We start from the raw sequence: 15,170 nt of genomic DNA on the forward strand, positions 1-15,170 counted from the left end.
TCGCCAACCAATTTTCTCGAAACCAAAATGACTTCGACATCATCGCTCCCCGCGAAGACTACAAGTGGTACGCGCAGCCCGAGCTCGACCGCACCACTGCCCTTGGCACCTCAGCTGTCGAAGCCGAGACCGAGCGCGTCCATGCCCTTGAGCCACATGCCTCGTTTTCCGCCGTTACGGTCGGCTCGGGCGAATGCCGCGCGGGTGATGTTGATTCCGATCGACTTGAGGGGCTCGGGCGGGAACGGCAGCGGCATGCTGCGCACCATCTTCAGGCGTGTTCGTTCGGTGTCCTTGCCGTCGAGAAGATCGAGCGCGGTGCGGGCCCCGAAGTGCGACGCGCCGACGCCGAGGCCGGTGAACCCGGCCACCGAGGCCACCCGTCCGTTCATGCCGAGATCCCAGAAGGCGCTGAACCGCGAGCACGTGTCGATCGATCCGCCCCAGGCATGGGTGGCGCGAATTCCTTCGAGGCTCGGGAACATCTGCAGCAAGTGTTCGGCGAGCAATGCGAACTCTTCGGGATGTTGGGTTCGGCGTGGGTCGGTGTCGCTACCGTAGAAGTAGTGCGCATCCCACCCGCCGAACAGGATGCGGTTGTCCGCCGTCAACCGGAAGTAGTGGAATCGGTTGCCGGAGTCGGCCAATCCTTCGCGGCCGGACCAGCCGATGTCGGCGAGCTGCGCCGACGTCAGTGGTTCGGTCATGATCACGTAGTCCCACACCGGGACGATCCAGTGACGGAGTTTGCGGCGCAACGATTTCGACGCCGACGTGGCCAGCAGCACCTTGGCGGCCTCGATGGTTCCGTAGCCCGTCTTCACTCGAATACCGTTGCGGGACTTGTCGATCGACAGCGCCCGAGTGTTCTCGTGAATGCGAACGCCGAGCAATTCGGCCGCGTCGGCCAGGCCCCAGGCGAGTTTCGCGGGGTCGATCATCGCGACATCGGGGTCGAACAGTGCACCGCGCGCCATCGGTGAGGTGATCCTGGACTGCACTGCAGCGGCGTCGAGGTATTCCATCGCCTGCGACAGGCGCACACCCTCGTCACCGAGCTCCCGCAGGTCGTTCACCTGCCAGTCGAAATTGGCGATGTCGAGCTCGCCGGTGCGCTCGATGTCGGCGTCGATCCCGTACTTCTCCGCAGTCGCGCAGATCGCGTCGAGCGTCTCGGTGCCCATCCGCAGCAGCTCGGGTAGTTCGTCGGCGTAGCGGTCGAGTCCGTTGCCCAGTCCGTGCGTCAGGCTGGCCGCACAGAAGCCGCCGTTGCGTCCGGTTGCGCCCTCGGCGATGCGGTCGCCTTCTAGCAGCACGATCGATCGGTTCGGGTTCTCTTCTGCCGCCTGCAGAGCCGCCCACAGTCCGGTGAATCCGCCGCCGATGATCACCAGATCCGCTGCAGCCGAACCGGTGTGCCGTGTCCGCGGTGCCGGGCGTTCGGGACGATCGAGCCAGTAGGACTCCGGTGCCGCGCCCGCCACCATCGCCACGCCGCGGTCGGTGGGTTCGGTTGCCCATGATGCGCTCATCGGGCGTCCTCCTGCGCTTCGGGGCCGGTCGAGGCAAATACCGTTCGGTGCCAGGGCTTTCGAGCCACACCGGTGATGTCGGTCATGACGTGCTTGACGGTGAGGTACTCGTCGAGCGAGTAGCTGGACATGTCCTTTCCGAAGCCCGAGGCCCCGAATCCGCCGTGTGGCATCTCGCTGATGATCGGGATGTGGTCGTTGATCCACACACAGCCGGCGGCGATCTCCCGCGTCGCTCGGCCCGCGCGGTACAGGTCTCGGGTCCACGCGGATGCGGCGAGTCCGAACGCAGTGTCGTTGGCGCGCCGGATCGCATCGTCGTCGCCGTGATGCTTGGACACCGTGAGCACCGGACCGAACACCTCGTCGCGATAGATCTCGTCCTGCTCACCGACATCGGCGATCAGGGTCGGCGGATAGAACGCACCCCGGCCCTCCGGGGCACGGCCTCCGGTCACCACCCTGGCCCCCGCGTCGCGAGCCCGATCCACCATCGCCGCCACACGATCTCGATGCGCGACGGAGATCAACGAACCCATGTCGGTTGCCGGATCCGTCGGGTCTCCCACGACGACGCGACCCATCAACTCGGCGACTCCGGCGACGAAGTCCTCGTACAGGGATTCTGCGACGATGGCGCGGGTGGCTGCCGTGCAGTCCTGGCCGCCGTTGATCAACGATCCGGCGACGGCACCGTGCACGGCGGCATCGAGATCCGCGTCGTCGAAGACCACCAGCGGTGCCTTGCCGCCGAGCTCGAGCTGCACCCGAGTTCCGTGCGCGGCGGCCTGCGCCATGACGCGCCTGCCGACGGGAGTGGAGCCGGTGAAGGTCATCAGGTCCAGTCCTGCATGGGAGGACAGCGCGACTCCGGCGTCGAGACCGGTTCCGGTGACGACGTTGAACACCCCGTCGGGCACGCCTGCCTCGGTGGCCAACCGCGCCAACCGCAACGTGGTCAGCGGCGTGAGTTCACTGGGTTTGAGCACGATGGAACACCCGGCCGCCAACGCCGGTATCGCCTTCCACACCGCCATCTGCAGCGGATAGTTCCACGGCGTGATCGAACCGACCACTCCGACGGCGTCACGCCGAATGGCGGAGGTGTGCTCACCCGAGTACTCCGCAGCAGCCTTACCGTCCAGGTGCCGCGCAGCTCCGGCGAAGAACTCGATGTTGTCCACGCTCCCCGGAACGTCGAATTCCATTGCCAACCTTGTCGATTTACCGGTCTGCGCCACCTCCTCGGATACGAAGTTCTCCGCGTCGGCCGCAACGAGACGCGCCAGTTCCAGCAACACAGCGCTGCGGTGTGCGGGGGTGGCGCTGGACCACGAGGGAAAGGCCGATCGGGCATGCGCGAGAGCCGAATCGACGTCTTCGGCGGTCGCCAGACCGACCTCGGCGACGACAGCTCCGGTCGCGGGATCGTCGACCTCGTACCGATCACCACTACCGTCGACCGCGCGTCCGTCGATCCAACAACCAGGAATGTTCGCCATGCCTGCAGAGTACCGTCGGACCCACGGATTCTCTCTGTTTCCAGCCTTTCGACAACTGATTCTGTCGTCTGAAACCACAATTGACACGCTTTTCATCGTCGACGGGTTGTGTTCACGGCCACGACAGTGACAAGATCGGTCCATGCCCGAGCAACCACCCATCGCACTCGACGACGTCTCCAAGGCGATCATCGAGCAACTCCAGGAGGACGGGCGTCGCTCGTACGCTGCCATCGGCAAAGCCGTCGGACTCTCGGAAGCAGCTGTGCGTCAACGAGTTCAGCGCCTGACGGACTCCGGCGTCATGCAGATCGTCGCGGTGACCGATCCGGTGCAGGTGGGGTTCAAGCGGCAGGCCATGATCGGCATCAAATGCACCGGTGACAGTCATGCACTGTCCGAGGAACTGTCGGCGATCGATGCGATCGACTACGTCGTCCTCACCGCAGGGTCGTTCGACGTCGTCGTGGAAGTGGTGTGCGAGGACGACGAACAACTCCTACAGATCCTGAACAAACAGATCCGCAGCCTGGACGGTGTCACCAGCACCGAAACGCTGGTCTATCTGAAACTCGTCAAGCAGCAATACAATTGGGGAACACGATGACGCGAACGACATCCGAACTCGACGCTTCCGCAGCCAAGCATCTGTGGGGCCACTTCACCCGCCACGGCGCAGGGGTCACACCCCCGATCATCACCCGCGGTGAGGGCTCGACCATCTGGGACTCGAACGGCAAGAGCTACATCGACGGTCTCTCGGGGCTGTTCGTGGTGCAGGTGGGCCACGGACGCGAGGAACTGGCCGAGGCCGCCGCCAAGCAGGCCAAGGAGTTGGCGTTCTTCCCCCTGTGGTCGTACGTCACCGAACCTGCGATCGAGCTCGCCGAGCGGCTCGCCGGGTACGCCCCGGGCGATCTCAATCGCGTCTTCTTCACCACCGGCGGCGGCGAGGCCGTCGAGAGCGCATGGAAGCTCGCCAAGCAGTACTTCAAGAAGGTCGGCAAGCCCGGCAAGCACAAGGTGATCTCGCGGTCCATCGCCTACCACGGCACCCCGCAGGGCGCGCTCGCCATCACCGGAATTCCGGCGCTCAAGGAACCGTTCGAGCCGTTGACACCGGGTGCGTTCCGGGTGCCGAACACCAACATCTACCGCGCCCCTGCTCCCCTGGACACCGATCCGAAGGCGTTCGGAATCTGGGCTGCGGATCGCATCGCCGAGGCCATCGAGTTCGAAGGCCCCGACACGGTTGCCGCGGTGTTCCTCGAGCCGGTTCAGAATGCCGGCGGGTGCTTTCCTCCCCCGCCCGGATACTTCGAGCGCGTCCGTGAGATCTGCGACCGCTACGACGTTCTGCTCGTGTCCGACGAAGTCATCTGCGCGTTCGGCCGCATCGGGTCGATGTTCGCCTGCAGCGACTTCGGCTACGTACCCGACATCATCACCTGCGCGAAGGGAATGACCTCGGGCTACTCGCCCATCGGCGCAATGATCGCCTCCGACAAGCTCTTCGAGCCGTTCGACGACGGCACCTCGAGCTTCGCGCACGGATACACCTTCGGTGGCCACCCCGTCTCCGCCGCCGTTGCCATGGCCAATCTCGACATCTTCGAGCGCGAGGGCATCAACGCGCACGTTGCAGACAACGCACCGGCGTTCCGTGCAACGCTCGAGAAGCTGCACGACCTGCCGATCGTCGGAGACGTGCGCGGCGAGGGATTCTTCTACGGCATCGAGTTGGTCAAGGACAAGACCACGAAGGAGACGTTCAGCGACGCCGAAGCCGAACGCATCCTTCGCGGCTTCCTGTCCACGGCCCTGTTCGACGCAGGCCTGTACTGCCGCGCCGACGACCGTGGTGACCCGGTGGTGCAGCTGGCTCCGCCGCTGATCTGCGGTCAGAAGGAGTTCGACGAGATGGAGCAGATCCTGCGCAGCGTGCTGACCGAGGCGGGCAACCTGATCTGACCGGTCTCGCTACAGCCCGATGCGGTCGATCACGAGGGGCCTCGGCTGCGTGGCCGTGGCCCCTATCTCCCAGCTGGATTCGAGTGCCTGTTGCGCGTACTCGAAACGCTCGGGGGTGTCGGTGTACAGGGTTGCGAGCCGATCCCCGGCCCGCACCCGATCGCCGGGCTTGGCGTGCAGCCGCACCCCGGCTGCGCTCTGCACCGGCTCACCCTGACGTTCTCGGCCTGCCCCCAGCCGCCACGCCGCCAGTCCGACGCCCATCGCGTCCAGTCCGGTCACGACGCCGTCGTGCGTAGCAGTGAATTCCTGGCTCTCGCGGGCGACGGGTAGTGCGGCATCGGGATCGCCGCCCTGCGCGGCGATCATCGTTCGCCACCGGTCCATGGCCGAACCGTCGGCCAGCTTGTCGGCCGGATCGATCCCCTCGATCCCGGCAGCGGCGAGCATCGTGCGCGCAAGCGTGATCGTCAGCTCGACGATGTCGGCCGGGCCACCTCCGGCAAGGACCTCGACCGATTCCTGAACCTCCAGCGCGTTGCCTGCGGTCAGTCCGAGGGGGGTGTCCATCGCCGTGAGGACCGCCAGAGTGCGTACGCCCGCATCGGTTCCGAGTTCGACCATCGCGGTGGCCAGTTCACGTGCGTCGTCGACGTTCTTCATGAACGCACCGGCACCGACCTTCACATCCAACACGAGCGCCCCGGTGCCCTCGGCGATCTTCTTGCTCATGATCGAGCTGGCGATCAGCGGTATCGACTCGACCGTTCCGGTCACGTCGCGCAGTGCATAGAGCTTCTTGTCGGCCGGAGCCAGATCGGCACCGGCAGCACATACGACGGCACCGATCGCAGGATCGGCCAGGATGCGATGCATCTCCTCGCCGCTCAGATCCGCTCGCCATCCGGGGATGGACTCGAGCTTGTCGAGTGTTCCGCCGGTGTGCCCGAGTCCTCGACCCGACAGCTGCGGCACCGCGGCCCCGCAGGCGGCGACGAGCGGAGCCAGCGGCAGCGTGATCTTGTCTCCGACACCGCCGGTCGAGTGCTTGTCGACGGTGGGCAGCGGCAGCGCCGAGAAGTCCATTCGTGTGCCCGACGCGATCATCGCGTTCGTCCACGTACCGAGCTCGCGACGCGACAATCCGCGCCACAGAACGGCCATCGCGAGAGCCGACATCTGTTCCGGCGCGACGGATCCGCGGGTGAACTCGGCGATCACCCATTCGATCTGCTCGTCGTCGAGAACGCGTCCGTCGCGCTTGGCACTGATGATGGATACGGCGTCAGGCATGGTTGTTCACGCGTCCTTCGTCGAGGTTGTCGGGGCCGAAAGCGTTCGGGAGCAACTCTGCCAGTCGAGCCGGTCCCGAGACGGTGTCGACGAGCAGATCCGGGCCGCCGAACTCGTACAGCAGCTGTCGGCATCGCCCGCACGGCATCAGAATTTCACGCCTGGAATCGCAGCACGAAAAGGCCACGAGTCTGCCGCCGCCGGTCGAGTGCAAGTTCGACACCAACCCGCACTCCGCGCACAGCCCCAAACCGTATGAGACATTTTCCACATTGCACCCGGTGACTATCCGATTGTCGTCCACCAGAGCTGCTGCACCGACCGGAAAGTTCGAGTACGGGGCATAGGCACGACCCATGGCCTCATGAGCATTGTCGCGCAACGTCTTCCAGTCGATTTTGTCCATGGTGAACCATCCAATCACGGCGTCTGAATTGATGCAGAGATCCGCCCGAAAGTGCGTGCATCAATTGGGAAGGCAAACCTAACACCGGATTTCGGCACCGTACGAACCTCGAGTCGAATTAGTTCCGTGTTTCGAATGGGTTTACAGTTTCGAGTAAGCGGCTAGTACAACCAGCACTAGGGCCGAATCGCGACAAATCGAGCCAGGCAAGACCGACCACCGGGGCTCGATGCGTCCACCAACGACGTTGGAGGCATTGCACTCGATGAGTAGCACGACGGAAGTCGCTCCGGTCAAGGAGCGCAAGCGGTCCCTGTACCGCGGGGATCCGGGCATGTGGTCCTGGGTTCTGCACCGCATCACTGGCGTGTTGACGTTCTTCTTCTTGTTCGTCCACGTCCTCGACACGGCGATGGTCCGGGTCAACCCCGAGACGTACGACGCCATCATCGAGACCTACAAGACCCCGCTCGTCGGTCTGATGGAAATCGGTCTCGTCGCGGCAGTGCTGTACCACGCGTTGAACGGCATCCGCGTGATGCTGATCGATTTCTGGTCCAAGGGACCGCAGTACCAGAAGCCGATGCTGTGGGCGATCGCAGTCGTCTGGCTCGTCGTCATGATCCCCGGCGCGGGACGAATCTTCTACAACATGTTCACGGCGGGTGGTCACTGATGTCGACGCAGGGTCCCGAGGCGAAGGTCCTCGGCACGAACTACGACCGTCCGGCCAGCTTGGCCAACCCGCGTTCACCGCGGCGCCAGAGCAAGGGCAACTTCGAGCTCTACGCATGGCTGTTCATGCGCTTCTCCGGCCTGGCACTCGTCGTGCTCGTCCTGGGCCACATGTTCATCATGCTGATGCTCGACGACGGTGTGCACCGCATAAACTTCGCATTCGTCGCCGGCCGCTGGGCCAGCCCGTTCTGGCAGTTCTGGGACCTGACGATGCTGTGGCTGGCGCAGCTGCACGGCGGCAACGGCCTGCGGACGATCATCGCGGACTACTCCCGCAAGGACTCGACGCGATTCTGGCTGACCACGCTGCTGGTGCTGTCGATGATCCTCATCATGGGCGTCGGCACCTACGTCATCTTCACGTTCGATCCCAACATCACGGCGAGCTAAGGACACTGACGCTTACATGCAGGAACATCGTTACGACGTACTGATCGTCGGCGCAGGCGGTGCCGGTATGCGTGCTGCGATCGAGGCCGGACCCCGTGCTCGCACAGCCGTACTGACCAAGCTCTACCCCACGCGCTCGCACACGGGCGCGGCTCAGGGCGGCATGTGTGCCGCTTTGGCCAACGTCGAGGAAGACAACTGGGAGTGGCACACGTTCGACACCGTCAAGGGCGGCGACTACCTCGCCGACCAGGACGCCGTGGAGATCATGGCCAAGGAAGCCATCGACGCAGTTCTCGACCTCGAGAAGATGGGTCTTCCGTTCAACCGGACGCCCGAGGGCAAGATCGATCAGCGGCGCTTCGGCGGCCACACCCGCGATCACGGCAAAGCTCCTGTGCGTCGTGCGTGCTACGCGGCCGACCGCACCGGCCACATGATCCTGCAGACGCTCTACCAGAACTGCGTCAAGCACGACGTCGAGTTCTACAACGAGTTCTACGCACTGGATCTGTGTCTGACCGAGACCGACGACGGTCCTGTCGCGACCGGAATCATCGCCTACGAGCTGTCCACCGGCGAGCTGCACATCTTCCACGCGAAGTCGATCATCTTCGCCACCGGAGGCTCGGGCCGGATCTACAAGACCACCTCCAATGCCCACACCCTCACCGGTGACGGCATGAGCATCGTGTTCCGCAAGGGTCTTCCCTTGGAGGACATGGAGTTCCACCAGTTCCACCCGACAGGTCTCGCAGGCCTCGGCATCCTCATCTCCGAGGCCGTGCGTGGCGAGGGCGGCATCCTGCGCAACGAGTCGGGTGAACGCTTCATGGAGCGCTACGCACCGACCATCAAGGACCTCGCGCCCCGCGACATCGTCGCGCGCTCGATGGTGCTCGAGGTGCTCGAAGGACGCGGTGGCGGCCCGAACAAGGACTACGTCTACATCGACGTCACGCACATTCCCGAGGAAGTTCTGGACGAGAAGCTCCCGGACATCATGGAGTTCTCCCGCACGTACCTCGGCGTCGACCCCGTCAAGGAACCGGTGCCCGTCTACCCGACGTGCCACTACGTGATGGGCGGTATCCCCACCAAGATCCGTGGCGAGGTTCTGCGCAACAACGAGGACATCGTCCCCGGCCTGTACGCGGCCGGCGAATGCGCCTGCGTCTCCGTGCACGGAGCCAACCGTCTCGGCACCAACTCGCTGCTCGACATCAACGTCTTCGGACGTCGTGCCGGCATCGCGGCGGCCGAGTACGCGAACTCGGTCGACTTCACCCCGCTCCCCGAGGAGCCGGCGAAGATGGTGCAGGACTGGCTGGAGTTGATCCTGTCCGACCACGGTCACGAGCGCGCAGCCGACATCCGTACCGAGATGCAGCAGTCGATGGACAACAACGCATCGGTGTTCCGTACGGAGGAACGTCTCGAGACGGCGCTCAAGGATGTTCGCGCCCTCAAGGAGCGCTACAACAAGATCACCGTCGAGGACAAGGGCAAGCGCTACAACAGCGACCTGCTCGAGGCCATCGAACTCGGCTTCCTGCTCGAAATGGCGGAGGTCACGGTCGTCGGCGCACTCAACCGGAAGGAATCGCGCGGCGGACACGCTCGCGAGGACTACCCCGAGCGCAACGACGCCGAGTACATGAAGCACACCATGGCCTACAAAGAGGGCGAAGGTCTGCTGACCGATATCCGCTTGGATTACAAGCCGGTAATCCAAACCCGCTACGAGCCGATGGAGCGGAAGTACTGATATGAGCGCACCAACACTGGACAAGAAGTCCAACGAGTCCGATCTGCCGCCCGTCCCCGAGGGCGCGGTGATGGTCAACCTCAAGATCGCGCGCTTCAACCCCGAGAACGGTGACGGTCAGCGCTGGGACACCTTCCAGGTCCCCACCCTGGCCACCGACCGTCTGCTCAACCTCCTGCTGTACGTGAAGGGCTACCTGGACGGCACACTGACGTTCCGCCGCTCGTGCGCACACGGTGTCTGCGGCAGCGACGCGATGCGCATCAACGGCGTGAACCGTCTCGCCTGCAAGGTGCTCATGCGCGACATGCTCCCCAAGGACTCGTCGAAGACGCTGAACATCACCATCGAGCCCATCAAGGGTCTGCCGGTGGAGAAGGACCTCATCGTCGACATGGAGCCCTTCTTCGACGCGTTCCGCGCCGTGAAGCCGTTCCTCATGACGACGGGCAACGAGCCGACCCGCGAGCGGATCCAGTCCGCAGCGGACCGCGCCCGGTTCGACGACACCACCAAGTGCATCCTGTGCGCGTGCTGCACCACCTCGTGCCCCGTGTTCTGGAGCGACGGCAGCTACTTCGGCCCCGCTGCGATCGTGAACGCACACCGGTTCATCTTCGACAGCCGTGACGAGGGTGCAACCGAACGCCTGGACATCCTCAACGACGTCGAGGGTGTGTGGCGTTGCCGCACCACCTTCAACTGCACCGACGCATGCCCCCGCGGCATCCAGGTGACCAAGGCGATTCAGGAAGTCAAGCGCGCGTTGCTCTTCGCTCGCTAGCAGGCACATCCACAACGGAAAGCGCCCCTTCGCATATGCGAAGGGGCGCTTTCCGTTTCCGGTCTCAGACGAACGCGCTGAAGCCGGTCACACCACGGCCGACGATCAGGTTGTTGATCTGCGCGGTGCCCTCGTAGGAATACAGCGCCTCGGCGTCGGCGAAGAACCTGATGACGTCGTGCTCGATCAGAATTCCGTTGCCGCCCATAATTTCTCGGGCCCAACTCACCACTTCGCGCAACCGCGTCGTACAGAACGTCTTCGCGAGCGCCGCATGCTCGTCGTAGTGGACGCCGTTGTCCTGCAGCCGAGAGACACGAATCGCCATGCCGAGCGAGGCGGTGATGTTCGCCGTCATGCGTGCGATCAGGTCGGAGATGAGCTGGAACGACGCGATAGGAGATCCGAACTGTTCGCGTTCGCGCGCGTACGTCACGGCCCGCTCGTACGCGCCCATCATCACGCCCACGGCCTGAAACGCCACTCCCCCACGGGTCAAGCGGAGCACCTTCGCGGTATCGGCGAACGAGTTGGCGTCGGCGAGCTTGTTGGCGACCGGGACTCGGCAGTTCTCGAGGTGGACGTCCGCATTCTCCACCGCGCGCAGGGAGTACTTGCCCTCGATCTTCTCGGCCCGGAATCCCTCGAAATGCTTTTCGACCACAAAGCCCTTGACCTCGCCATCGGCCTCGTCCTTGGCGAACACGATGGTCAGGTCTGCAAAGGTAGCGTTGCCGATCCAGCGCTTGCTGCCGTTGAGGATCCAGTGATCTCCGTCGAGTCGAGCGGTGGTCTCGAGTCCGCCTGCGACGTCGGAGCCACCGTGCGGTTCGGACAGTCCGAACGCGCCGATCGTCTCCATCCGGCGCATGGCGGGCAACCACCGCTCGCGCTGCTCCTCGGAGCCGAGAATGGAGATACTGCTCATCGCCAGCGAACTGTGCACGCTGAACATCGTTCCGGTGGACGGATCGACCCGCGCGAACTCCATCTCGAGCCAGCCGGTGAGCAGCTTGCGGGAGGCCTTGCGATCGTCGAACGCGTAGCCGAGACCAGCGATCTCGAGCTGGGCGATTTTCGGCATCAGGTGCACCGGCGAGGTGGCCTTCTCCCAGAATTCGTTCGCCCGCGGCGCGACCTCCTCCTGCAGGAACCGGCGGGTACGCAGGACCACCTCGGTCTCGGCCTCGTCGAGCATGCTCTGATACCCGTAGAAATCGGATTCGAGAAAGTCCGGCGACAGTGGTCCGAGGGGCTCGTGCTCGCTCATGTTCGGCTCCTTCGTCTGGCACCTTTCATCGGGCACCGCTACCGATCTTCTACCCGCCGCGCCCGATTCTCACGCATGCACCGCGGCCTTCGCCGGTCAGCGGCGCAGTTCGTCGGAGAGGGTCGCCAGTTCGTCGCCGCCCGCCATTTCCTTGGTGAGGTCGTCGATCGAGATGTCGTGGTGCGCACAGTCCAACGTCTGACGTCCACGATCGAGGAGAACGAAGTGATCTCCGACCATGTACGCGTGATGCGGATTGTGGGTGATGAACACGACGCCGAAGCCCTTCTCCCTGGCCGCCGAGATGTACCGGAGAACCATGCCGGACTGCTTGACGCCGAGAGCGGCGGTCGGCTCGTCGAGAATGAGCACCCGGGCACCGAAGAAGATGGCGCGAGCGATGGCCACGCACTGACGTTGGCCACCGGACAGCGAGCCGATGGGGGCATCGACGTCCGGCAGATCGATACCCATCTTGCGGAGTTCGTCGATGGTCGTCGCGCGCATGGCATGGGTGTCGAGGGTCTTGAAGATCGTGCCCTTGCGCAGTTCCTGGCCGAGGAAGAAGTTGCGCCACACCGGCATCAGGGAGACGACCGCGAGGTCCTGGTAGACCGTGGAGATACCCTGTTCCACCGCCTGCTTCGGCGAACCGAACGTCGTCGCCTTGCCATCGACGAGCAGTTCCCCCTCCGACTGCCGATGCAGACCGGACATGATCTTGATCAGAGTGGACTTGCCTGCGCCGTTGTCACCGAGAACGCAGGTGACCTCACCGGCACCGACGCGGAGGTCTATCCCGTGCAGCGCGATGATGTTGCCGTAGCTCTTGCCGACGCCTTTCAGCTCGATGAGGGGCGTGTTCGCAGAGGACGTCATGGTCACCTTTTCGCCGCGTAGTTGCGGAAGGAACTGTTCGCGATCACTGCGAACAGCAGCATCGCGCCGAGGAAGAACTTGAACCAGTCCGGGTTCCAGCCGGCATAGACGATGCCCTGGTTGGTCATGCCGAAGATGAACGCTCCGATGAAAGCACCGACAGCCGTACCGTATCCACCGGTCAGCAGGCATCCACCGATGACGGCGGCGATGATGTAGAGGAATTCGTTGCCCACGCCCTGGCCGGACTGGACCGTGTCGAACGCGAACAGCAGATGCATGCCGACGAACCAGGCGCAGAAGCCGACGAACATGAACAGGCCGATCTTGACCCGGGTGACCGGGACGCCGACCGCACGCGCCGATTCCTGGTTTCCGCCGACTGCGAAGATCCAGTTGCCGGTCCGGGTCTTCATCAGCACCCAGGTCGCGGCGAGCGTGAACACGATCCACCACACGACGGTGATACGGACCGAGACACCCAGCAGCGAGAACGAGGACGAGAAGAAGGCCTTGGCCGAGTCGAATCCCTCCATGTCCGAGATGGACGGGGTGGCGACCTGGCCGGTGACGAGCTTGGTGACGGCGAGATTGATACCGGTGAGCATCAGGAACGACGCCAATGTGATCAGGAACGACGGAATCTTCGTCGTCATCACCAGGTATCCGTTGAGGAAACCGACCGCAAGTGCCAACACCAGCGCCAATGCAGAGCCCGCCCAGACGTTCAGGTGCAGGTTGTAGGCCAGCATGGAGGCCATGATCGAGGAGAACGTCACCGCAACCCCGGTGGAGAGGTCGAATTCTCCGCCGATCATCAACAGGGAGACACCGATCGCCATGATGCCGATGGTCGAGGATGCGTACAGCACGGTGGCCAGAGCCTCGGGCGATCGAAACGGCGGTGCCACGATGCAGAAGAAGACGAAGATGGCGACCGCGCCGAACAGGGCACCGACCTCCGGTCGAATCAGCAATCGCTGCAACGGTTTCTGCTTCTTGACCCGCTCGTCTGCGATCACGGTGTGTTCGGACAGGGCCGGATCGGCCTGTGTGGACATGAATTTCCTTCCGCGCCGGAGCGACGCACTCAGCGCGTGCCGTTACGGGCGTATTCGGCGACCGCGTCGATGTTGGTCGAATCGATGAACGCGGGCCCGGTCAGCACCGGTGTACCTCCACCGATCGTGTTGCCGTTGTTGAGGTAGAGCCACAACGAGTCGATGGCCAGGTAACCCTGCAGATACGGCTGCTGATCGATGGCCCACGCCACGTCGCCAGACTCGATCGCATCGACGAGTGCTGCGTTGGTGTCGAACGTGACGATCGTGGCGTCGCTGCCCGCATTGGTCTTGGACTGCACCGCAGTCAGAGCGATCGGAGCGGCGAGGGCGATGATGTGGTCGATCGTCGGATCCTGCTGCAGCTTGGCCGTGATGGTCGACTCCACGGACGGCATGTCCTTGCTGTTGACGTTGAGGATCTCGGTGGTGCCTCCGGTGAAGCCTTGCCTGACGCCGGCGCAGCGAGCCTCGAGTGCCACCGCGCCCTGCTCCTGGATGATGCACAGCGTCTTGCGAGCACCGTCCTCGGTGAGGCGCGCTCCAGCAGCCTGTCCGGCGATGGTCTCGTCCTGGCCGAAGTACTGCTGGACTCCCATGTCCTTCCAGGAGTCGTAGCCGGAATTGAACGCGACGACCGGAATGCCTGCGGCGCTTGCCGTCTCGACTGCGGAGGCCATCGCGTCGGGCTTGGCCAGAGTGACCGCGATTCCGTCGACCTTCGAGTCGATCGCACTCTGGACGAGGTTGGCCTGGTTGGGTGCCTCGGGATCTGCGGAGTAGCGCAGTTCGATGTTGTCCTTGGCCGCGGCGGCCTCGGCACCCTTGCGGACCAGATCCCAGAAGGTATCGCCGGGAACCTCGTGCGTGATCATCGCGATCGTCGCCGACGGAGTGTCGGCGACTCCCGCGTTGCTTCCGTCGTCGGACGATCGAGGAGCCCCACCGGTGCTCGAACAGGCCGCGACAGTCAGTGCTGCGACCGCACAGACCGCGCCGACCGCGATCGGCCCGCGTCTTTGCCGAAACCTCATTGCACTTCCCTTTCCAACAACCGGCTCTCGAACACCGACGAATCCGAGCCGCCGACCTGATCACTGTAAGAAACGATCGGTACCCGTCACGCATCTTCGACGATTATTCGTCACACAACAGAACCGGGGTGTGCACCACCGAACCTCGGACGACATGAGAGAACTCTCATCTCCGATTCACGTGGCCACAATCCACCGTCGTCAGACTCGGCCGTGTGCGAACCATCATCGTCTCGGCCCTGGGACTGCTCACGCTCGCCGTGCTCGTCACCGCATTGCTGACGACTCGATCGACGGGCGAGCAGACCCCGTTGCCCGCACCCATCGTTGCACCCGCCGCACCCGTGCAATCCGCCCCGGGTACCCCACAACCCGTTCCCCCTCTACCTGGACCGAGTGAACCCACGCCCACCCCCGCGCCACAACCGGTGGCACCGGACGGATTCGTGCCCCCGCCTCCGCTACCGCCTGCCGACTGGGACGATGACTTCGACGACGACTGGGATGACGATGACGACGACTGACCTTGCTGCGAGACCGAC

Annotated in this window: 15 protein-coding genes; 7 read left to right on the forward strand and 8 right to left on the reverse strand. The window is 64.0% G+C overall.

The genetic code is table 11. The features are described 5' to 3' along the window. Positions 1–110: 110 nt before the first annotated feature. Both ABZ677_RS26285 and ABZ677_RS26290 read right to left on the reverse strand, forming a co-directional pair. Complete coding sequence (locus ABZ677_RS26285; protein WP_358374729.1) at positions 111–1,532, reverse strand: FAD-dependent oxidoreductase; 1,422 nt, start codon at positions 1,530–1,532, stop codon at positions 111–113. After that, entirely contained in the window at positions 1,529–3,034 is a 1,506-nt protein-coding gene (locus tag ABZ677_RS26290) for a gamma-aminobutyraldehyde dehydrogenase (RefSeq protein WP_358374731.1), read from the reverse strand. The genes ABZ677_RS26285 and ABZ677_RS26290 overlap by 4 nt, the downstream gene beginning before the upstream one ends. A gap of 142 nt (positions 3,035–3,176) precedes the next feature. On the opposite strand from ABZ677_RS26290, the gene ABZ677_RS26295 reads away from it, so the two are divergent. Both ABZ677_RS26295 and ABZ677_RS26300 read left to right on the forward strand, forming a co-directional pair. Continuing rightward, on the forward strand, positions 3,177–3,641 hold the full coding sequence (locus ABZ677_RS26295) for an Lrp/AsnC family transcriptional regulator (protein WP_037188142.1): 465 nt from the start codon (positions 3,177–3,179) through the stop codon (positions 3,639–3,641). Beyond that, positions 3,638–5,005 (forward strand): aspartate aminotransferase family protein, encoded by a 1,368-nt coding sequence (locus ABZ677_RS26300; protein WP_037188144.1) that lies wholly within the window; start codon positions 3,638–3,640, stop codon positions 5,003–5,005. The genes ABZ677_RS26295 and ABZ677_RS26300 overlap by 4 nt, the downstream gene beginning before the upstream one ends. A 9-nt stretch (positions 5,006–5,014) precedes the next feature. Here the strand turns inward: ABZ677_RS26300 and ABZ677_RS26305 are convergent, their stop codons facing one another. Beyond that, positions 5,015–6,298 carry a thymidine phosphorylase gene (locus ABZ677_RS26305; protein ID WP_094633747.1) on the reverse strand — a complete coding sequence of 428 codons (1,284 nt, stop codon included), beginning with the start codon at positions 6,296–6,298 and terminating at the stop codon, positions 5,015–5,017. Beyond that, the gene (locus ABZ677_RS26310; RefSeq protein WP_358374736.1) at positions 6,291–6,704 is read right to left on the reverse strand and encodes a cytidine deaminase; all 414 of its coding nucleotides are present in this window, start codon (positions 6,702–6,704) and stop codon (positions 6,291–6,293) included. Before ABZ677_RS26310 ends, ABZ677_RS26305 begins: the two co-directional genes overlap by 8 nt. A 265-nt stretch (positions 6,705–6,969) precedes the next feature. Between ABZ677_RS26310 and sdhC the strand changes: the two genes are divergently transcribed. Genes sdhC through ABZ677_RS26330 form a run of 4 tightly spaced genes read left to right on the forward strand, consistent with a single transcriptional unit; the run spans position 6,970 to position 10,384 of the window. Beyond that, a complete protein-coding gene (gene sdhC, locus ABZ677_RS26315; protein ID WP_082073728.1) occupies positions 6,970–7,380 on the forward strand; it encodes a succinate dehydrogenase, cytochrome b556 subunit in 411 nt (136 codons plus the stop codon). Beyond that, the gene (locus ABZ677_RS26320; protein WP_032397462.1) at positions 7,380–7,832 is read left to right on the forward strand and encodes a succinate dehydrogenase hydrophobic membrane anchor subunit; all 453 of its coding nucleotides are present in this window, start codon (positions 7,380–7,382) and stop codon (positions 7,830–7,832) included. The genes sdhC and ABZ677_RS26320 overlap by 1 nt, the downstream gene beginning before the upstream one ends. A 16-nt stretch (positions 7,833–7,848) precedes the next feature. After that, entirely contained in the window at positions 7,849–9,600 is a 1,752-nt protein-coding gene (gene sdhA / locus ABZ677_RS26325; RefSeq protein WP_037188148.1) for a succinate dehydrogenase flavoprotein subunit, read from the forward strand. Position 9,601: 1 nt separating this feature from the next. After that, positions 9,602–10,384 carry a succinate dehydrogenase iron-sulfur subunit gene (locus ABZ677_RS26330; RefSeq protein ID WP_037188150.1) on the forward strand — a complete coding sequence of 261 codons (783 nt, stop codon included), beginning with the start codon at positions 9,602–9,604 and terminating at the stop codon, positions 10,382–10,384. A 64-nt stretch (positions 10,385–10,448) separates the two neighbouring features. Here the strand turns inward: ABZ677_RS26330 and ABZ677_RS26335 are convergent, their stop codons facing one another. The 4 genes from ABZ677_RS26335 to ABZ677_RS26350 all read right to left on the reverse strand — a co-directional run bounded on the left by ABZ677_RS26335 (position 10,449) and on the right by ABZ677_RS26350 (position 14,628). Then, complete coding sequence (locus ABZ677_RS26335; protein WP_358374741.1) at positions 10,449–11,654, reverse strand: acyl-CoA dehydrogenase family protein; 1,206 nt, start codon at positions 11,652–11,654, stop codon at positions 10,449–10,451. A gap of 96 nt (positions 11,655–11,750) precedes the next feature. Next, the gene (locus ABZ677_RS26340) at positions 11,751–12,533 is read right to left on the reverse strand and encodes an ATP-binding cassette domain-containing protein (protein ID WP_149405390.1); all 783 of its coding nucleotides are present in this window, start codon (positions 12,531–12,533) and stop codon (positions 11,751–11,753) included. A 2-nt stretch (positions 12,534–12,535) separates the two neighbouring features. Next, positions 12,536–13,594: an ABC transporter permease gene (locus ABZ677_RS26345; protein WP_037188152.1), complete on the reverse strand. Its 1,059-nt coding sequence runs from the start codon at positions 13,592–13,594 to the stop codon at positions 12,536–12,538. Between the two features lie 29 nt (positions 13,595–13,623). Beyond that, positions 13,624–14,628 (reverse strand): substrate-binding domain-containing protein, encoded by a 1,005-nt coding sequence (locus ABZ677_RS26350; RefSeq protein ID WP_358374746.1) that lies wholly within the window; start codon positions 14,626–14,628, stop codon positions 13,624–13,626. Between the two features lie 215 nt (positions 14,629–14,843). On the opposite strand from ABZ677_RS26350, the gene ABZ677_RS26355 reads away from it, so the two are divergent. Further along, on the forward strand, positions 14,844–15,152 hold the full coding sequence (locus ABZ677_RS26355) for a hypothetical protein (RefSeq protein ID WP_094739455.1): 309 nt from the start codon (positions 14,844–14,846) through the stop codon (positions 15,150–15,152). Positions 15,153–15,170: the final 18 nt, after the last annotated feature.

The organism is Rhodococcus sp. NPDC006774, from assembly GCF_040636045.1.
In the GTDB taxonomy this organism is placed as follows: domain Bacteria; phylum Actinomycetota; class Actinomycetes; order Mycobacteriales; family Mycobacteriaceae; genus Rhodococcoides.